The sequence below is a fragment of the Ochrobactrum sp. 19YEA23 genome (genome assembly GCF_029909865.1).
In the GTDB taxonomy this organism is placed as follows: Bacteria; Pseudomonadota; Alphaproteobacteria; order Rhizobiales; family Rhizobiaceae; genus Brucella; species Brucella gambitense.
On the sequence record NZ_JASAMQ010000009.1, the window covers coordinates 21,415 to 41,043 of the forward strand.

Genomic DNA, 19,629 nt, shown 5'->3' on the forward strand with positions numbered 1-19,629 from the left:
GACTTGTCCGGTTCGCCAAGCTGGTCAGGGAAATCGAGCTGGAGCGGACTATTGAAATTTGTACCTTCTGCGCACCGGACAACCGGCCGACGACTTTCAGGCAGCGTAGCTCTGCTCGCGCTGCTATTGTCGTCCTGCACGTCTACGGGGACCGGTCCTGACGGCAAGCCGCTGCAAATGACTACCAATACCAATGGCTCAATGCTGACAGAGACGCTGCAAAGCGCAGCCGACCAGACGGCCGCCGCCGAAGCTGGCGCTGAAGCCAAGACCGTAGAAACAAAGGCCGAAGAAAAGCCCGGCGACGCAAAGCAGGTCGCAGCCGCTACGGCGGCACAGAACCCTGCCACCGCGCCCGCCAAAGAAAACGCGAAAAATGCTGCTGTGACCGCGACTGCGGAAAATGTGGCAAGCGAAACGCACCCCACACAAGTGGCAGCGGCTGCACCAGAAAAGAAAAGCAATTCGCTCTTCGGTTTATTTGGCGGAAAAGATACTGCCGAATCGAAGCCCTCCGAAGCGACTGAGCCAGCGGCGACAACGGCAACGGCCAGCGCCGAAAAGCCAAAGAGCGAAAGCGCCGAAGCCAAGCAGCAAGACGCCGAAACGGAATCGGCAGCTGCTACAGACGCAAAGCCGCAGCCACAGGAAGCTGCCAAGCCAGCCCAGCCAGAAAAGCCGGTGCAGGTTGCTTCGCTTTTTGGCACGCCGAAAAATGCCAGTGCTTATGCAACCCCGCAGCGCCCGACAGCTTCTCAGGGCAGCATCTCGCGCCTCTTTTCCGACGAATCGACTGGTTCACGCTCTGACCGTATGGAAAACAAGAAGCTGGCAATGGCGACGCCTGTATCACCTGCTGCAAAGCACGATTACAATTACACATTGCCGGGCGTGCGTGCGAATGGCGGCATCGAGATCAAGCATCGCAACAGCCTTTATGACGACACCGACATTGATGCGAACGAGTATGACGATTCGCCCAATGTCACGCTTGCTTCGGCACCCGGCCTCGCCCGCCTCGCACCGAACGGCCTGAAAGTGCAGCGCCAGACCGTGGATGTCGCCTGCCTGAAGCCGCAGCTCGTTTCCATGCTGAAGACCATGGAGCGGCATTTCCGACGCCCGGTCATGGTGACGTCCGGCTATCGCAGTCCTTCCTATAACCGCAAGGTCAATGGCGCGCGCAAATCGCTGCATATGATCTGCGCTGCGGCCGATATTCAGATCGATGGCGTTTCCAAATGGGAAATGGCCCGGTTTGCCCGGTCAATGCCGGGACGCGGTGGCGTCGGCACCTATTGCCACACGACATCGATCCACGTGGATATCGGACCGGAACGCGACTGGAACTGGAAATGCAAAGGCTGATCTGACGATCCGCGACACGATTCTCAGTTACAATCAGGCTGGCCCCGTTGGAGCCAGCCTTTCTTTTTGCCATCTATTTCAAGGCCATAGCCGAGAAATCCACAGGCATCACCCCGTTAAATGGGCGCTTCTGCGACTTTTTTCAGAAAACTGATTTTAGGGGCTTGCGAGTCAGTACCTTCCTGAATATAAGCCCACTCACACCAGCAACAGGCGCCCATCGTCTAGCGGTTAGGACAGCGCCCTTTCACGGCGCAGACAGGGGTTCGATTCCCCTTGGGCGTACCACTTGCTGGTTTTTCTTTTTCCTGACATATCAAGCCATTAGCTCTTTGAGCGCGCGATTTCGCGCGTCGTTTTGCACCATCTGAATTTATTTCACAGATGCTGAAAAAGGGGCTTGCATGTCTGAATTTTCCTGATTATAAGCGCCCCACACCAGCAGGCGCCCATCGTCTAGCGGTTAGGACAGCGCCCTTTCACGGCGCAGACAGGGGTTCGATTCCCCTTGGGCGTACCACTTGCTGGTTTTTCTTTTCCCAAAAAATTGATGAGAACAATACTGGTCGTTCTGCCGGTATATTGCTACGCGCATCTGCACCCATTTCGCAATTAGAGCGCGTTTCGATCTGATTGGATCAGATCGGCGCTCTAAATGTTTGTTTTAACGCGCATCTTTTCCGAAAACCGTTTCACACTTTTCGGGATGCGCTCTAAAGGGAAATACTGCTCATGTCGCAAGCCACAGCCATCGTTCCTACCGCCCATGCCAGCCGCTACCTCCAGCAGCTCTGCAAACACTGGGCGCATAAATTTGCCGTCGAGTTCACACCTGAACACGGCCAGATCGATCTCGGTGAAGACCGTCTGGTGATTCTGGATGCCGATTCGGAAAAACTCACCGTGACGGTGAAAACATCAGCCGAAAATCTCGACCGGTTGCAGGATGTCGTTGTGAATCACATCGTCCGCTTCGCCTTCCGCGAAGAGCTAGTGTTCAACTGGGAGCAGGCACAAGCGTAAGCGCCGTCGTTTACCTTATCTGCAAATTGCCCGCAAAATGCCCGGAATAGCCATCATCGCATCACATTCCGGGCTCATTCCCCCGCGACATTCCTCACAACTTCAAACGACCGATTTGATGGGGAAAGATATGATGACCAGCGAAACCAGAACCACTCTCACCTTTCTCGGTGCAGGCTTTGTCGCCGCAGCGATGGCGCTTGGTGCGGATCTGAGCTGGGCAGACGTCATCAAGGCTCTTTTCTAAAACCAGCATCATGACCACCCGATAGTGCTTTTGACTTTTTGCGGCTTTAGGCGGACAAACATCTCGCCATTCCGTCCAACTGTTCAGAAGCTTTATGTTATTTCAAACGCCCCTCATCTCCGGCAGGCTCGAACGCCGCTACAAGAGATTTCTCGCAGACGTAACGCTTGACGATGGCCGCTTCATTACGGCGGCCGTGCCCAATACCGGCTCCATGCTGGGCCTGACGACGCCCGGCTCCCGCGCATGGCTTAGCGTTTCCAATGCACCCCACCGCAAATATGCCCATACATTGCAGATCGTTGAGGCTGACGGCACGCTGGTCGGCGTCAATACCGGCCTGCCAAACAAGATTGCCGAGGAAGCTATCCTCGCTGGTCTCATTCCGAGCCTCAGCGGCTATGCCAGTCTCAAGCGCGAACAGAAATACGGACAGAATTCCCGCGTCGACATTCTGCTCGATGAAAGCGCCCTACCCCGCGCCTATGTGGAAGTCAAAAATGTGCACTTCATCCGCACACCCGGCCTCGCAGAATTTCCCGATACCGTGACCGTACGCGGGACAAAACATCTCAATGAGCTGACCGACGGTGTTGCCGCTGGTCATCGTGGTGTGATGTTGTTTATTATCCAGCGAAGTGATTGCAGCAAATTCAGCATTTCCGGCGATCTCGACCCTGTCTATGCACGCGCTTTTGAGCGCGCTGTTGCATCCGGGGTTGAGGCATGGGCCGTTCGATGCCACATAACGGACAAAAGCATTGTCGCCACCGAGCTGGTGCCAATTGAATAGACAAAGACGGATCGAGTGATGGTTACTTATATCGAAGCGACAAGCGCCCCCATGAAATATACCGGCCAGATCAGGCTCTATGGCCCGGATGCCTTCGAGGCGATGCGCAAGGTCTGCAATCTGACCGCGCGCTGCCTCGACGCGCTGAACGACATCGTGAAGCCCGGCGTGACCACAAACGAGATCGACCGCTTCGTCTTCGAATTCGGTATGGATCATGGCGCCTTTCCGGCAACGCTCAACTATCGCGGCTATACCAAGTCGACCTGCACATCGATCAACCATGTTGTCTGCCACGGCATTCCAAACGACAAGCCGCTGCGCGAAGGCGATATCGTCAATATTGACGTGACTTATCTGCTCGACGGCTGGCATGGCGATTCCAGCCGCATGTATGCCGTGGGCGAGATCAAGCGCGCAGCCGAACGCCTGCTCGAAGTGACCTATGAAAGCCTGCTGCGCGGTATTGCCGTCGTCAAGCCGGGCGTGAAGACGGGCGCTATAGGCGCAGCAATCCAGACCTTCGCTGAAGGTGAGCGCTGCTCCGTGGTGCGCGATTTTTGCGGCCATGGCGTCGGCCAGCTTTTCCATGATGCGCCGAATATTCTCCATTACGGCACGCCGAACGAAGGCGTGGAAATCAAGGAAGGCATGATTTTCACGATCGAGCCGATGATCAACCTCGGTAAACCGCATGTGAAAGTGTTGGCCGATGGCTGGACTGCCGTGACGCGCGATCGCTCCTTGACTGCACAGTATGAACATACCGTCGGCGTGACCAAGGACGGCTGTGAAATATTCACACTGTCTCCGGCCAATGTTTTTGGTCCGGCATCAATGCGGTAAAACCGGAAATATAGTCTCATCTGTTTTTGCGGGGGTTTAAACAGAATGACCAAGAAGAACGACAAGCCGGGGAGCTATGACATCCCCGGTTTCAGCGACACACTTCAGTTGTCGCCGAAAGTCGCGAAGCAGCCGCACCATGTCGGCCATCGGGATCGTCTGAAGCAACGTTTCCAGACTGCGCCCGATGCGCTGGCCGATTATGAGTTGCTTGAACTGCTGCTCTTTCGCGTGATCCCACGTGCAGATACCAAACCTGTTGCAAAAGCGTTGCTGGCCCGCTTCGGTACACTTGCCGAAGTGTTGGGTGCATCCGAATTACTGATCGCCGAAGTGCCCGGCGCGGGTCCCTCTGTGGCGCGTGACCTCAAGATCATCGAAGCCGTTCACAAACGCAGTGCGCGCAGCAAGGTTATGAAGCGCGAAGTTTTCAGCATCTGGGAAAAGGTGATGGATTACTGCATGGCGGCCATGGCCCATGAGACGCGTGAGCAGTTCCGCATTCTGTTTCTCGACAGAAAAAACCGACTCATTGCCGACGAGGTTCAGCAAAAAGGCACGATCGACCATACGCCGGTCTATGTAAGAGAGGTGTTTCACCGCGCGATGGAGCTTGCTGCGGCGGGAATTATTCTCGTGCACAATCACCCTTCAGGCGATCCGTCACCGTCTCGACCCGACATCGACATGACGCACGCGCTGATAGCGGCCGCCAAGCCTTTGAAAATCATCGTGCATGACCACATCATCGTCGGCAAACAAAAATGCATCAGCTTCCGCAGACTGAACCTGATGTAGCGCTCGCCTGAAACGGGCCAGCCGCAGATCGTTACCACTTGTTAAGCATAGCGCGAAGAATGGCTGTGCGACGGGTGGAATTCGCTCGAATTTTCTTAAATTTAGTCACAATCACCCAACAAAAGACCACCGTCACACGGGAACCAACCGAGGGCGGCAGTCACCGTCTTTTGTCGAACAGATCTTGCATATTTTCCATCAGCGTTCCGGATGGAAAAACGGAGTATAAAATGTTGAAGCGTACCTTTACCGCAGTGGCGCTCAGCGCCGGCATCTTCGCCATCGCAGCCCCGGCATTCGCTGCCGATATGATGGGCTCGAACGACTATTCCTACAACGAACCGGTTGCCGCAGGCCCGCACGACTGGTCCGGCAATTATGTCGGCGCACAGGTCGGTGCATCTTCGTCAAAGATCCCGGGCCCGTTCACGAACCGCGCTGGCGTGCTCGGTGGCGTTGTGGCTGGTAAGAACATCCAGAGCGGCAATTTCGTTGTCGGTGGTGAAGTTGAAGCCAATTTCGCAGAAGCCGAACATCGTATCGGTCATGGTGGCAGCCTCCAGCAGTCGTGGAATACCAATGCCAAGATCAAGGCCGGTTACGCTTTCGACAAGACCCTCGTTTACGGCACAGCCGGTTACGGTGTGACCCGCTTCAAGGCGAAGGACAACACGACGTCGGGCCCGGGTTGGGAAGGCGGCGCGCTGGTTGGCGCTGGTGTTGAACAGGCCCTGACCGGCCCGCTGTCCGTAAAGGCTGAATATGACTTCCAGCGCTTCGGCGATGTGAAGTCTGAAGTCAATGGCGTTTCGCAGCGCAATAACCTCAAGAACCACGCCATCAAGGCCGGTCTGAACTATCGTTTCTAAGCGTAACGGGCCTTATACCGTTTTTGCATAAGGCAATTCCATTTTTGCACAAGGGCTGCGGTTCAACCGTAGCCCTTTCTTTTTGCACCAGTTTCTTTGCTTTCAGATAGGCTTGAGCACACCCTCATCTATTGACTCCCACTACGTCTCCTATCTTATAGGGAAGTACGATTGGGGATTAGGCGCGTGGCATCTTTGTTTAAATTTTATGCAATAAGGCCGATACAAATTCTTCCCGTCACATGAGTTTATTTTATAGAGTGCGAAAGCAAAGCTTTGCCACTCAGCCAGGAAGAAAGCATGCAGCGCGTTTTCGATGGGCATAATGATGTCCTTCTGAGGCTCTGGGAGAATTCCAGAAACGGCGACGATCCCATCCGGGAATTCATCGACGGAACGCAAACCGGCCATATCGATGCGCCGCGCTCCCGCAAAGGCGGTCTCGCTGGCGGCATTTGCGCCATTTATGTGCCGTCCGGCCACCATATTGAACTTGGCAAACCGGACGCCAATGGTCACTACGACACGCCGCTTTCGCCGCCGCTTCAGCGCAGCCCTTCCCTCGACATCGCAGTGGAAATTGCAGCCATTGCGCTCCGCCTTGAAGAGGCTGGCGCGTGGAAACTGTGCCGCAATGGCCGTGAACTCGACGAGACGCTGAACAGCGACACCTTTGCCGCCGTTCTCCACATGGAAGGTTGCGAAGCAATCGACGCCGATCTCGCAGCGCTCGATGTCTTCTACGGCCTTGGCCTGCGATCGCTTGGCCCTGTGTGGAGCCGCAACAATATTTTCGGGCACGGCGTGCCCTTCTCTTACCCGATGAGCCCCGATACCGGCCCCGGTCTGACGGAAGCGGGCAAGCGCCTTATCAAGGCGTGCAACCGCAAGGGTATCCTCATCGATCTCGCCCATATCACTGAGAAGGGCTTCTGGGATGTTGCTGAACTCAGCGACCAGCCTCTGATCGCCAGCCACTCCAATGCCCATGCATTGACGCCAGTGGCCCGCAATCTGACGGACAAGCAGATGGACGCCATTCGCGAAAGCAAGGGGCTCGCTGGTCTCAACTACGCGACCACTATGTTACGCGCCGATGGCAAGGAAGATGCCAACACGCCGATGTCCGATATGGTGCGCCATATCGATTACATGGTTGAGCGCGTGGGAATCGACTGCGTGGCGCTCGGTTCCGATTATGACGGCGCGACCATTCCAGCAGAAATTTCCGATGCCGCCGGAACCCAGAACCTTGTGACGGCCTTGCGAAAGGCGGGATACAATGACGAGGAACTGGCAAAGCTTTGCCGGGGCAACTGGATCAGAGTCCTGAAGCAGGCATGGCACGAAGCCTGAGATACAAATACAATCCAACAAAATCCCAACAAAAATACAGGAAGGGAACACACAACATGATGCATTTTGGACGTTTTCGTATTCTAGCCGCCGGCGCAGCGCTTGCCGCCGTGCTGGCCGCAAATCCGGCCTTGTCGGCCACACCAGCTGATACGCTGGTTGAAGCATGGGCAATCGATGACACCATCACGCTCGACCCGGCGGAATCCTTCGAACTCAGCCCGGCTGAATTCATCGGTAATGCTTATGACATGCTCGTTCGTCTCGATATTAATGACACGTCGAAAGTCGTGCCGGGTGTGGCCGAAAGCTGGACAGTTTCAGACGACGGCCTCACCTACACTTTCAAGCTGAAGAAAGGCATCAAGTTCGCTTCGGGCAACCCGATCAGCTCTGCTGACGTCGCCTATTCGTTTGAGCGCGCTGTGCGCCTCGACAAGAGCCCGGCTTTCATTCTGACCCAGTTTGGCCTGACCAAGGACAACGTCAACGAGAAAGCCAAGGCCGTAGACGAAGACACATTCGTTTTCACCGTCGACAAGCCTTATGCACCCAGCTTCGTACTGAACTGCCTCACAGCAACCATCGGCGCAATCGTCGACAAGAAGCTTCTCGAAGAACATGCCGTAAAGGTCACGCCGACCGACGACTACAAATACGATACCGACTATGCCAACGCATGGCTGAAAACCAAGTCGGCAGGTTCCGGTCCCTTTACGATCCGCGAATGGCGCGCCAATGAAGTCGTCATTCTGGAACGCAACGACAATTATTATGGCGAAAAAGCCAAGCTGGCGCGTGTATTCTACCGTCACGTCAAGGAAAGCGCGACGCAGCGCCTGATGCTTGAATCCGGTGACGTCGATGTTGCGCGCAATCTGGAACCGGGCGATCTTGAAGCCGTCCAGAAGAACGAGAAGTTGCAGTCCGCCAGCGGGCCGAAAGGCACGATGTACTATTTCAGCCTCAACCAGAAGAACCCAAATCTGGCCAAGCCTGAAGTCCGCGAAGCCTTCAAATATCTGGTCGACTATGACGCAATCGGTTCGACCATGCTCAAGGGCATCGGCGAAATCCGCCAGACCTATCAGCCGAAGGGCGTTCTTGGTGCGCTCGAAGCCAGCCCGTACAAGCTGGACATCGAAAAGGCCAAGGAGCTGCTTGCCAAAGCTGGCCTGAAGGACGGCTTCTCCGTCACCTTCGACGTTCGCAACACGCAGCCTGTGACCGGCATTGCCGAGTCCGTGCAGCAGAATGCGGCCAAGGCCGGTATCAAGATCGATATCATTCCCGGCGACGGCAAGCAGACCCTGACCAAGTATCGTGCGCGTAACCATGACATGTATATCGGTCAGTGGGGCATGGATTACTGGGATCCGAATTCCAATGCGGAAGCCTTCACCAGCAATCCGAACAATGCCGATGACTCGGCCAACAAGACGAGCGCCTGGCGCAATACCTGGGATATTCCTGAACTGACTAAGCAGACTCAGGCCGCTCTTCTGGAACGCGACAGCGAAAAGCGCGCTGAAATGTATCGCAAGCTGCAGCAGGAAGCGCTCGACACCAGCCCGTTCATTTTCATCTACCAGCAGGTTGAAGCTGCCGGTATCGCCGGGAATGTGAAGGGCTACAAGCTCGGCCCGACCTTCGATTCCAACTTCCTTGCTCCGATCAGCAAGGAATAGTCATAGCATTCCCGGCAAGGACGCTTTGCGGCTTTGCCGGGATGTTGCGAAAACAAACGGATAATATGAGCGAACGATACAGTGAGTAGCACACAAAGTGTGAAAACGGTGAGGAGCGCGAGATCGCGCTCCTCATCCGTTCTTATGGCGATTGGCAGTTTTCTGGCCGTTGTCATAACCACCTATATTGGCCTTCTGGCCGTCACCTTCTTTATCGGGCGCGTCGTTCCGATCGACCCGGTGCTGGCCATCGTCGGCGACCGTGCGCCTGCGCATGTCGTTGCGCGTGTACGCGAGGAGATGGGCCTCAATCTTCCCTATTACCAGCAGTTCTTCCTTTACGTAAAAGGCGTGCTGCACGGCGACTTTGGAACATCGGTTCTCACCACCAATCCGGTCATGACCGATATTCGACGCGTCTTTCCGGCCACTATGGAACTGGCGACGATTGGCACCATCATCGGCGCCTTGCTCGGCATTCCGCTCGGTGTGCTTGCCGCCGTCAAGCGCGGCAGCTTCGTTGACCAGATTGTGCGTATCATCGGCCTTGTCGGCTATTCGGTGCCGATCTTCTGGCTCGGCATGCTAGCGCTGTTGGTCTTCTATGCCCGTCTTGGCTGGACCTCCGGTCCCGGACGCATTGACATCACCTTCGAATACACATTCACGCCGATCACGGGCTTCTACCTGCTCGACGCTGTCCTCCAGCGTGATTGGCCGGCTTTCCGGGATATTCTCTCCCACCTTATCCTGCCATCGGCATTGCTTGGATATTTCTCGCTGGCCTATATCAGCCGCATGACGCGTTCCTTCATGCTCAACGAGCTGGATCAGGAATATATCGTCGCGGCGCGCGCCAAGGGCATTTCCGAAACACGGATCATCTGGTTTCACGCACTGCGCAATGCCGCCGTGCCGTTGATCACCGTTATCGCGCTGACCTATGCGGGCCTTCTGGAAGGCTCGGTTCTCACCGAGACCATCTTCTCATGGCCGGGATTGGGACAGTACATCACCAATTCGCTGCAAAACGCCGACATGAACGCTGTTCTCGGCGGCACAATTGTCATCGGATCGGTGTTTATCGCCATCAATCTCATATCCGATCTTCTCTATCGGCTATTTGATCCAAGGACGCGCAGACGATGAGCCAGCTGACAGATACTACCAACCTCTCCTGGCGCGAGTGGCTGCTTTCCGAGCGTCCGCAATCGCGCACGCAGGCCCGGCTTGGCCGCGCCTATATGGTCTGGCGACGTTTCACTGCCAACAAGCTGGCCGTTCTCGGCCTGTTCATCATCATCGCGCTGGTGCTCGTGGCGGCATTTGCCAACATTCTGGCCCCGCACTCGCCCATCGAGGGCGATCTGGCCAATGCACGCCTGCTGCCACCCGGTACGCCCGGCTATCTGCTTGGCACCGATGATCAGGGCCGCGATATTCTCTCGCGTCTGATCTATGGCTCCCGCCTCACGCTCTATGTCGTGCTGCTGGTTGCCATCATCGCAGCTCCGATCGGCCTTCTGGTCGGTACGGTAGCTGGCTATGCAGGCGGCTGGGTCGATGCCGTGCTCATGCGCATCACCGATATCTTCCTCGCTTTCCCGAAGCTCATTCTGGCGCTCGCCTTCGTGGCGGCTCTGGGACCGGGCATCGAGAACGCTATCATCGCCATCGCGATCACCTCATGGCCGCCTTATGCGCGTATTGCGCGCGCAGAAACGCTGACCGTGCGTAACTCCGACTATATTTCGGCAGTCCGCCTGATGGGCGCATCGCCGATCCGTATCGTCGTGCGTCACATCATGCCGCTCTGCACCTCGTCGCTTATCGTCCGCGTAACACTCGACATGGCGGGTATCATTCTGACGGCAGCGGGCCTCGGCTTCCTTGGCCTCGGCGCACAGCCGCCATTGCCGGAATGGGGCGCGATGATCGCATCAGGTCGCCGTTTCATTCTCGACCAATGGTGGGTTGCAGCCATGCCCGGTATTGCGATCCTGATCGTCAGCCTCGGCTTCAATCTTCTGGGCGACGGCCTGCGCGATGCGCTCGATCCGCGGGGTAACAACCAATGAAGCCGCTTCTGACTGTAGAAGACCTGCGCGTCACTTTCCCGACACGCACTGGCGCAATTGAAGCGGTGCGCGGTGTCAGCTTCGAGCTGGGCCGCGAACGCCTTGGCATCGTCGGCGAATCCGGTTCGGGCAAATCCCAGACTGGCCGCGCGATTATGGGGCTGACGCCCCTCCACGCGCAAATCACCGCCAAGACGCTTAATTTCGACGGCATTGATCTTCTGAAAATTTCAGCCCGTGAACGCCGCGCTTTGCGTGGCGGCCGCATTGCCATGGTGTTGCAGGACCCGAAATATTCGCTCAATCCTGTGATGACCATCGGCAAGCAGATTGCCGAAACGCTGAAGGCGCATGGCAAATATAGCAGTGCGGAAATTCGCACCCGCTCGACAGCCATGCTGGAAGCGGTGCAGATTCGTGATCCTGAACGCGTCATGAAGCTCTATCCGCACGAGGTTTCGGGCGGCATGGGCCAGCGCGTGATGATCGCCATGATGCTGGTGGCCGAACCGGAATTGCTGATTGCCGACGAGCCAACCTCGGCGCTCGACGTGACGGTGCAGCTTGAAGTCCTCGGCATTCTCGACAAGCTGGTGGCCGAGCGCGGCATGGGGCTGATCTTCGTCAGCCACGACCTGCGTCTCGTTTCGTCCTTCTGCGACCGCGTGATCGTGATGTATGCGGGCCGTATCGTCGAAGAAATCGCGGCCAAGGATCTCGCGAACGCGAAACATCCCTATACGCAAGGATTGCTGAATTGCATGCCGAAAATCGGAGCCGACCGCCATCCTCTGCCAACCTTGCAGCGTGAGGAGGCTTGGAAGGCATGACTCAAGTTCAGGCACAGGCGTCCGCGCCCGCACTCAGCGTCGATGATGTTGACGTCTATTTCGACCATTTTCATGCGTTGAAATCCGTCACCGTCAATGTGGCGCGCGGCGAATCCTACGGGCTCGTCGGTGAATCCGGTTCGGGCAAGTCCACGCTTCTGCGTGCAGTCGCAGGCCTTGCGCCGGTTGAGAACGGAGAAATCCGCATCGACGGCAAGCCACTCAAGACGCCCCGCGACAAGGCTTTCTATCGCAACGTGCAGATGGTGTTTCAGGACCCCTACGGCTCCCTGCACCCGCGCCAGACGGTGGACCGGCTTCTGCTGGAACCACTCGCCATTCATGGCGTCAGCGATGCCGAACAACGCATCGTGCGTGCGCTGGATGAGGTGGGGCTCGGTTCAGGCTTCCGCTTCCGCTATCCGCACCAGCTTTCCGGCGGCCAGCGCCAGCGCATCGCTATCGCCCGCGCATTGATTGTCGAGCCGAGCATCCTGCTTCTCGATGAGCCGACTTCGGCGCTTGATGCATCGGTGCAGGCGGAAGTGCTCAACCTGCTGGAACAGGTTCGCCGCGACCGTAATCTGACTTTCGTCATGGTGAGCCACGATCTCGGCGTTGTCACCCATATGTGCGATCGTCTTGCGGTGATGCGCAATGGTGAAGTGGTCGAACAATTGCAGGCTGGCGATCTCGTCACCGGCAATATTCACGCCGACTATACAAAGAACCTGATGCGGGCGAGCGAAGGGTTCAGACGCTGAACCGACCTGCACCACGTAACAAAAAGGGGACCTTTCGGTCCCCTTTTTTACATTACTCTCATCGCATTATCCTACGCAAAACAGCTTCGCACTTTTGCTGGAAATGCTTTATTCCTCCGAAGCCCGCCGGGCATTATCGCCATCCAGACCGCGTCGCCAATAGGCCACGATCAGCTGGCGATTTTTCGGAACATTGCGTTCCTTGCGCATGTAGCTGCGAATGTTGCGGAAGGCATTGAATTCGCACGCCGCCCAGACGAAGATTTCTTCCTCGCCTTCCGGCAGCTCAACCGCGCGCACTGCATCCTGCAAAAGCGTCGTAGTGCCAGCTTCGGCACCATCACGATTCAGCCATTGCACATCGACATTGGCCCGTGAGACGAGGTTCTGTTCCTCGGTCTTGTCGCCAATTTCGATACGCACGACGGCCTTTGCATCTTCTGGCAGTCGCTCAAGAATACGACCGATGGCTGGCAGCGCAGTTTCATCGCCTGCGAGCAGATACCATTTGGCGTCGCCTGCATCGCCGCCGCCCGGACCCGTCATGCCGACAATATCGCCCGGCTTGGCGTTAAGCGCCCAACCAGAACCAGGCGCGTCGCAGTCATCACCATGCACCACCATGTCGATATCGACCCAGCCCGCATCCGCATCGATGTTGCGGATCGTATAAACACGCGTCGCGAGCTTCGCATCGCCTTCCGGCCAGGCTGGACGCCCGTCTTCGCCCGTCACCGGCCACTGCGGCTGCGCCAAAGCTTTGGGTGGGAAAAGCAGGCGGATATGCAACCCGCTATGCGAGAACCGTTGAAGGTCGTCGCCCTTCAGGCGCACACGACGCATATGCGGCGTGACATTGGACACAGCCATCACGCGCATTTCGCGGAAATAAGGCAGCGGCAGACCCGCTGCGCCATCGCCCTGCCAGATGATTTTCGGCGTTGGGCTGCCCTTTTCCAGAAACTCGAGCACATGCTCGGCAATGGAATATTTCATATAGGCTAGACCGGTCTCGTCGTCGCTTTTCACATCGACGCTGACCGTCTCATCATCCCATTGAACATCGGCCTGACCGAAGCTTAGAACAAGCTTCGCGCGCGTTCCGTCGCGTTGCACATCGGCATGTTCGACGAAATGATCGAGCAGCTGATTGACGATATGACCGGCATTAGTGAGCGCAAAGCGGGTATTGGCGTTGAGTTCGGACACGACCCGTCCTCCTCTGGGATGATCTGATGCGTCAGCCTTACCCGAATATAAGATGACAATTCAAGTCATCATTTATCTTTGCGTGCGGAATAAAGCGTAACGGGCAGCGCCTGACGCCATACATCGAACGAGCCAAGCCCCGCGGCCTGCGCTACCGAGAGCCGTATCAGCTCTCCGCCAAAACGTTGCCGCCAGGCAAAAAGCTGCATTTCGCTTTGCAGCGTGACGGCATTGGCAACCAGCCTCCCGCCGGGTTTCAATGCATCCCAACAGGCTTGCAGCACGCCCTCATCTGTCACGCCGCCGCCGATGAAAATCGCATCCGGCGTCTCCAGTCCCGCAAGAGCGCCCGGCGCTTCGCCAGCCACGATTTGCAAACCCGGCACGCCGAGAGCGTAACGATTGCGCGCGATCATACCCTGCCGCCCCTCGTTCGCCTCGATGGCGATGGCGCGACAGGATGCATGCGTGCGCATCCACTCGATGCCGATAGAACCGCACCCCGCGCCAACATCCCACAACAACGCGCCGGGCAGCGGCGCCAGCCGTGACAGCGTCACGGCGCGGATATCGCGCTTCGTTAGTTGCCCGTCATTTTCGAAGGCTTCATCCGGCAAGCCGATCCCCACGGGAAGAATGTTCGCATCCGGCTCGGCGAGGCACTCCACGGCGACGACATTCAGATCGGCACCCGCTGGCACCGTCCATGTCCCGGCAACACCACAACTGTGCTTTTCGTTCGGTCCACCCATGTGCTCCAGCACATCGATGCGGCTTGGTCCAAAGCCACGCGCGCTTAGCATCCGTGCCACTTTATCCGGCGTAGAACCGTCATTGCTGAGGATCAATAGCTTCACGCCGGGCAGAATATGCTTGGCCAGTAATTCCAGCGGCCGTCCGTGCACGCTGAGGCAGCGCACGTCCTGCAACGACCAGCCCATCCGCGCCGCGGCCAGCGAAAACGAAGACGGATGAGGCAGGATCAGCATTTCTTCGGGTGAAAAGTGCCGGGTCAGAGAAGCACCCATGCCGTAATGCATCGGATCGCCGCTGGCTAGAACCACCACTGACTTGCCACGCTCGGCAGCAATCATCGGAAAAGCATCGTCGAAAGGCGAAGGCCATGCAATCTGCCGGGCACTGGATGTTTCACCGACCAGCCCCAGATGTCGCTTACCGCCGAAGATCACATCAGCCGAAGCAAGAGCCCGCCGCGCAGTCTCGCCAAGGCCGTTCAACCCGTCTTCACCGATGCCGATGACCGTTAGCCAGCAAGCCATGCTCTTCGCTCCGTTTTCTTCGTTCGTAGGGTGCGGCGATGGCAAGTGCAAGTCCGAAAGCGGTTCCCACTTTCCGGCCTGTCACGGGGGGCGTATAAGGCAACTATGTTGAACCAAAAGACCATAGCGACGAAGACCGAACCGTCCGACAGGCGAAATGCCTGTCCCGGCCTGTCGCGCATGGTTATGGCGCGCGACGGTGCCATTGCACGCATAAAACTGCCGCTCGGACAGGTAAACGCCGATCAGGTCTTTGCACTGGCCGAAATTGCCGAAAAATTTGGCCCGAACGCCGTGGAGCTTTCGATTCGCTCCAATTTTCAGCTGCGCGCCATCGCGCCTGAAAACTGGGAACAAGCGGTCACAGCGCTATATCAAGCCGGGTTTGGTGCCGATAATCCCGCAGCGGATGATGTCCGCAATGTCATGGTCAGCCCGACAGCCGGTATCGACCGCGATCAAACTTGTGATGTCACGCCGCTGGCGCAGCAATTGCTGGCAACGCTTGAGAGCAATACCGACTATCACGCGCTTTCGCCGAAATTCTCGTTCCAGATCGATGGCGGCGAGGCCTGCGCAATGGTTTCACATCCGGGAGATATCTGGCTATCGGCAACGGATGGCGGTCGTCACTTTGCTTTCGGATTCGCTTCGTCACCCGATGAAACGGCGTTGGGATGTATAGAAGCCGATCATGCCTTGCCCTTTGTGGAAGCGGTGCTGCGATTATTTCTCACCCGTTCCAAAGGCGTAGCGCGGATGAAGCAGCTCTTCGAAGCCATTGCTGTCGAAGAGTTTTTGAGCGAACTGATTGCGAGCCTTTCTTTTCCGGTCGAGCCAGCCGCCGGTTGGCAGCGACAGCAGCCGCACGCAAGCGTCCATCTCGGAACCCACATTCAAGCGGACGGGCGGTTTTACATTGGAGCGATGCCGCTTCTGGGGCGGCTCGATACGACGCAACTGCGGGCGCTTGGCGCTCTTTCGCAAAAAGTCAGCGGCGAAGAAATTCGGCTCACACCGTGGCAGGGCGTGATCCTGCCAAATGTCGATGCAGCAAACTGCGACGATGCCATCCGGCAACTGCACGCGCTGGGCCTTTCGACCGACGCCAAGGCACCACAATCGCGACTGCGCAGCTGCACCGGGTCGAAGGGCTGCGCCTCGGCCCTGTCCGACACGCAGAACGATGCGAAAGAACTGGCGTTGCTCCTCGGCGGTGACAGCACAGAAGCGGTCCATCTCACCGGCTGCGCCAAGTCCTGCGCAGCGCTTGCGCCGCTGCCTTACACGCTACTGGCCCGCACTCCGGGCCGCTACGATGTCTTTTTTGCAGACAAGGCTGGACCATCCCGTTTCGGGCGGCTATTGGCGACAGATGTGACCATCGACGCTGCCGCGCGCCTTCTCAATTCACCAGAGCGGAAACCATGACAGATTACATTCGCGACGGACAGGCCATCTATGACCGCTCCTTCGCCATTATCCGCACTGAGGCGGATCTGAGCCATATCCCAGCCGATCTTGAAAAACTCGCCGTCCGCGTCATCCATGCTTCCGGCATGGTGGATGTGGTGAGCGACATCGCCTTTTCGGACGGAGCTGGTCTGGCAGGCAAGCAAGCGCTGGCCAAGGGTGCGCCGATCCTTTGCGATGCACGCATGGTTGCCGAAGGGATCACCCGTTCGCGTCTGCCTGCCGACAATCCGGTCATCTGCACGCTGAACGACCCTTCCGTGCCTGAACTGGCGAAGAAAATCGGCAATACCCGTTCTGCCGCCGCACTCGATTTGTGGTTGCCGCACCTCGAAGGCAGTGTCGTCGCCATCGGCAATGCGCCAACCGCGCTCTTCCGACTTTTCGAAATGCTGGATACTGGTGCACCGAAGCCAGCGCTTATCATCGGTATGCCGGTGGGCTTTGTCGGAGCGGCGGAATCGAAAGACGAACTCGCCGCCAATAGTCGCGGCGTGCCCTATGTCATCGTGCGCGGACGTCGCGGCGGTAGCGCCATGACCGCCGCAGCGGTCAATGCTCTGGCTTCGGAGCGCGAATAATGACCACAAAGGGCAAGCTATTCGGTCTGGGTGTCGGCCCCGGCGATCCTGAACTCATCACACTGAAGGCGCTTCGGCTGCTCAAATCAGCGCCCGTGGTGGCCTATCACGCTGCCAAGGGCAAAAAGGGCAACGCCCTCACCATCGTCGAGGATTTTCTCTCGCCGGACCAGGTTCTGGTGCCGCTTATCTATCCGGTGACAACGGAAAAGCTGCCTGCGCATATGGATTATGAGCAGATCGTCAGCGATTTTTACGGTGAGATCACCGCAACAATCGCCGCCTATCTCGATCAGGGACAGGATGTGGCCGTGATTGCGGAAGGCGACCCGTTCTTCTACGGCTCGTTCATGTATATTCATGACCGGCTCGCCGAAACCTATGAAACCACGGTGGTTCCGGGCGTCTGTTCGGTTCTCGGCGCTTCGGCTGTGCTAGGCGCGCCGCTTGTCTATCGTAACCAGACGCTATCGATCCTCTCCGGCGTCATGGAAGCCGACGAATTGAAGCGCAGGCTTGCCGATACCGGTGCTGCGGCAATCATGAAACTCGGCAAGAATCTCGACAAGGTGCGCGACGTGCTGACCGATCTGGGCCTGATGGACCGCGCACTCTATGTCGAGCGCGCCACCATGGCCAATCAGCGCATTGTACCGCTATCGGATGTCAGCGGCAGCGATTGTCCTTATTTCTCGATCATTCTCGTTCCCGGCCAGAAATGGAACGGCGTATGAAGCCGGCTATCGTTGCGCTGGCGGAAGCGGCGATCCCGACGGCGCGCCGTATCGCCGCTGCGCTCGATCAGGCCGAAGTGCTTGGACTTCAGGACCGCGTCACGGGTGCGGACAGAACATTCGCTCATTTCGGCGACACCATACGCGCCTTCTATGAAGAAGGCCGCCCGGTCATCGCGCTCTGCGCCGCCGGTATTGTCATTCGCGCACTGGCCCCGCTTTTGCAGAACAAGCGCAGTGAGCCGCCCGTTCTGGCGATTGCCGAAGACGGCAGCGCTGTCGTGCCGCTTCTCGGCGGATTGACTGGCGTCAACGACATGGCGCGAACCATCGCCGCAGCACTGGAGGTCGCCCCGGCGATCACCACCTCCGGCGAATTGCGGTTCGGGATCAATTTGTTGCACCCGCCAGCGGAACTAACGCTTGCCAATCCGGATGCGGCGAAAGCCTTTACGTCCGATCTTCTGGCAGGTGCAAAACTGCGTCTCAATGGGTGCTCCCGCTGGCTGCAAACGTCAAAACTGCCGTTCTCCGACGATGGCAGGCTCAGCATCAGCATCACGCCGGAAAACCGCGCACCGTTGCCGGATGAGCTTATTTATCACCCGCAGGTCGTCGCGGTCGCAATCGGCCAGCCGACTGACAATATCGCGGAAGCAATCACGAGAGCCTTCGACGAAGCGGGTCTCGCTCCGTCATCGCTCGCGCTCGTGCTTGCCCATGAACGCCATTGCGCTGCGCCGCAAATCCATGAAGCGGCAAGCGCGCTCGGTGCAGAACTGCGCTTTGTACCGTCAGCCGAAAATGCGCTTGCTCTCGCCAATCTTTCGGTCGAGCAGCCGCTGCGCGTGATAGAAACGGAGGGCGTTGTGCTGGCCGTCGCCCCTGCCCCAGCCGATGTGCTGCGGGTCGGGCGCAAACGCGGGAAGCTGGTCGTGGTCGGGCTTGGCCCCGGTACGCGCGATCTGATGACGCCTGCCGTGCAGCGCGACCTCGAGCAGGCGGAAGATATTCTCGGCTACGAGACCTATGTGCGCATGGCTGGGCCGTTTCATGCCGGTCAAACCATCCACATGACCGATAATCGCGAAGAGATGCAGCGCGCGCGCCATGCCTTCGAACTGGCGGCATCAGGCCGCACTGCGGCGATGGTATCGTCCGGTGATCCCGGCGTTTTCGCAATGGCGGCTGCTGTGGTCGAGGCACTGCACGAAACCGACAATCCTGCCTGGCATGGCGTCGAACTGGTCATTCAGCCGGGCATTTCGGCTGCGATGGCCGCGGCGTCACGCATTGGTGCACCGCTCGGCCATGATTTCTGCATTCTTTCGCTATCTGATAATCTGAAGCCATGGGACGTGATCGAAAAGCGTCTGGCGCTGGCGGCAGAAGCCGATCTCGCCATGGCCTTTTACAATCCGATTTCCAAGGCCCGCCCGCATCAGCTTGGCCGCGCACTGGAAATTCTGCGCCAGCATCGCGCACCACAAACACCAGTTGTACTCGGTCGCGATATCGGCAGACCGGCAGAAACCACCCGCGTCACAACGCTTGGGCAGCTGACGCCCGATGATGTGGATATGCGCACGGTGGTGATCGTCGGCTCGTCCCACACGCAGCGGTTTGAGCGGGCAACAGGCGGCGAATGGGTCTATACGCCGCGCTGGTATGGCGAAAAGCCGGATAAATGAG

General features: G+C 57.7%; 18 protein-coding genes and 2 tRNA genes. 18 read left to right on the top strand and 2 right to left on the bottom strand.

Annotation, left to right across the window (positions count from 1 at the left end; genetic code table 11):
• Nucleotides 1-51 precede the first annotated feature (51 nt).
• The 14 genes from QBD01_RS20360 (at nucleotide 52) to QBD01_RS20425 (ending at nucleotide 12,660) form a co-directional block, all read left to right on the top strand.
• On the top strand, nucleotides 52-1,368 hold the full coding sequence (locus QBD01_RS20360; protein ID WP_280994285.1) for a D-Ala-D-Ala carboxypeptidase family metallohydrolase: 1,317 nt from the start codon (nucleotides 52-54) through the stop codon (nucleotides 1,366-1,368).
• Nucleotides 1,369-1,581: 213 nt separating this feature from the next.
• Nucleotides 1,582-1,656: transfer RNA gene (locus QBD01_RS20365), tRNA-Glu, on the top strand.
• A gap of 157 nt (nucleotides 1,657-1,813) precedes the next feature.
• Nucleotides 1,814-1,888 (top strand) — tRNA-Glu (locus QBD01_RS20370).
• Between the two features lie 212 nt (nucleotides 1,889-2,100).
• Entirely contained in the window at nucleotides 2,101-2,391 is a 291-nt protein-coding gene (locus tag QBD01_RS20375) for a DUF2218 domain-containing protein (protein ID WP_280994286.1), read from the top strand.
• Between the two features lie 341 nt (nucleotides 2,392-2,732).
• The gene (gene sfsA / locus QBD01_RS20380) at nucleotides 2,733-3,431 is read left to right on the top strand and encodes a DNA/RNA nuclease SfsA (protein WP_280994287.1); all 699 of its coding nucleotides are present in this window, start codon (nucleotides 2,733-2,735) and stop codon (nucleotides 3,429-3,431) included.
• An 18-nt stretch (nucleotides 3,432-3,449) separates the two neighbouring features.
• Nucleotides 3,450-4,277 (top strand): type I methionyl aminopeptidase, encoded by an 828-nt coding sequence (gene map / locus QBD01_RS20385; RefSeq protein ID WP_078339287.1) that lies wholly within the window; start codon nucleotides 3,450-3,452, stop codon nucleotides 4,275-4,277.
• A gap of 45 nt (nucleotides 4,278-4,322) precedes the next feature.
• Nucleotides 4,323-5,075 (top strand): DNA repair protein RadC, encoded by a 753-nt coding sequence (gene radC / locus QBD01_RS20390; RefSeq protein ID WP_280994288.1) that lies wholly within the window; start codon nucleotides 4,323-4,325, stop codon nucleotides 5,073-5,075.
• Nucleotides 5,076-5,305: 230 nt separating this feature from the next.
• Nucleotides 5,306-5,944 (top strand): outer membrane protein, encoded by a 639-nt coding sequence (locus tag QBD01_RS20395; protein WP_138786275.1) that lies wholly within the window; start codon nucleotides 5,306-5,308, stop codon nucleotides 5,942-5,944.
• A 300-nt stretch (nucleotides 5,945-6,244) separates the two neighbouring features.
• A complete protein-coding gene (locus QBD01_RS20400; RefSeq protein WP_280994289.1) occupies nucleotides 6,245-7,300 on the top strand; it encodes a dipeptidase in 1,056 nt (351 codons plus the stop codon).
• 56 nt (nucleotides 7,301-7,356) lie between these two features.
• A complete protein-coding gene (locus QBD01_RS20405) occupies nucleotides 7,357-8,988 on the top strand; it encodes an ABC transporter substrate-binding protein (RefSeq protein WP_280994290.1) in 1,632 nt (543 codons plus the stop codon).
• Nucleotides 8,989-9,132: 144 nt separating this feature from the next.
• A complete protein-coding gene (locus tag QBD01_RS20410; RefSeq protein ID WP_280994291.1) occupies nucleotides 9,133-10,137 on the top strand; it encodes an ABC transporter permease in 1,005 nt (334 codons plus the stop codon).
• Complete coding sequence (nikC, locus tag QBD01_RS20415) at nucleotides 10,134-11,066, top strand: nickel transporter permease (protein ID WP_280994292.1); 933 nt, start codon at nucleotides 10,134-10,136, stop codon at nucleotides 11,064-11,066. Before QBD01_RS20410 ends, nikC begins: the two co-directional genes overlap by 4 nt.
• Nucleotides 11,063-11,896 carry an ABC transporter ATP-binding protein gene (locus QBD01_RS20420; RefSeq protein ID WP_280994293.1) on the top strand — a complete coding sequence of 278 codons (834 nt, stop codon included), beginning with the start codon at nucleotides 11,063-11,065 and terminating at the stop codon, nucleotides 11,894-11,896. The genes nikC and QBD01_RS20420 overlap by 4 nt, the downstream gene beginning before the upstream one ends.
• Nucleotides 11,893-12,660, top strand: a complete 768-nt coding sequence (locus tag QBD01_RS20425; protein WP_280994294.1) for an ABC transporter ATP-binding protein — start codon at nucleotides 11,893-11,895, stop codon at nucleotides 12,658-12,660. Before QBD01_RS20420 ends, QBD01_RS20425 begins: the two co-directional genes overlap by 4 nt.
• A 108-nt stretch (nucleotides 12,661-12,768) precedes the next feature.
• Here QBD01_RS20425 and QBD01_RS20430 read toward each other — a convergent pair whose 3' ends face one another.
• A complete protein-coding gene (locus QBD01_RS20430; RefSeq protein WP_280994295.1) occupies nucleotides 12,769-13,869 on the bottom strand; it encodes a siderophore-interacting protein in 1,101 nt (366 codons plus the stop codon).
• Nucleotides 13,870-13,937: 68 nt separating this feature from the next.
• A complete protein-coding gene (cbiE, locus tag QBD01_RS20435; RefSeq protein WP_280994296.1) occupies nucleotides 13,938-15,149 on the bottom strand; it encodes a precorrin-6y C5,15-methyltransferase (decarboxylating) subunit CbiE in 1,212 nt (403 codons plus the stop codon).
• A 105-nt stretch (nucleotides 15,150-15,254) separates the two neighbouring features.
• On the opposite strand from cbiE, the gene cobG reads away from it, so the two are divergent.
• Genes cobG through cobJ form a run of 4 tightly spaced genes read left to right on the top strand, consistent with a single transcriptional unit; the run spans nucleotide 15,255 to nucleotide 19,628 of the window.
• On the top strand, nucleotides 15,255-16,580 hold the full coding sequence (gene cobG / locus QBD01_RS20440; RefSeq protein ID WP_280994297.1) for a precorrin-3B synthase: 1,326 nt from the start codon (nucleotides 15,255-15,257) through the stop codon (nucleotides 16,578-16,580).
• Nucleotides 16,577-17,203 (top strand): precorrin-8X methylmutase, encoded by a 627-nt coding sequence (locus QBD01_RS20445; RefSeq protein ID WP_280994298.1) that lies wholly within the window; start codon nucleotides 16,577-16,579, stop codon nucleotides 17,201-17,203. The genes cobG and QBD01_RS20445 overlap by 4 nt, the downstream gene beginning before the upstream one ends.
• Complete coding sequence (locus QBD01_RS20450) at nucleotides 17,203-17,937, top strand: precorrin-2 C(20)-methyltransferase (RefSeq protein WP_280994299.1); 735 nt, start codon at nucleotides 17,203-17,205, stop codon at nucleotides 17,935-17,937. The genes QBD01_RS20445 and QBD01_RS20450 overlap by 1 nt, the downstream gene beginning before the upstream one ends.
• A complete protein-coding gene (cobJ, locus tag QBD01_RS20455) occupies nucleotides 17,934-19,628 on the top strand; it encodes a precorrin-3B C(17)-methyltransferase (protein ID WP_280994300.1) in 1,695 nt (564 codons plus the stop codon). Before QBD01_RS20450 ends, cobJ begins: the two co-directional genes overlap by 4 nt.
• Nucleotide 19,629: the final 1 nt, after the last annotated feature.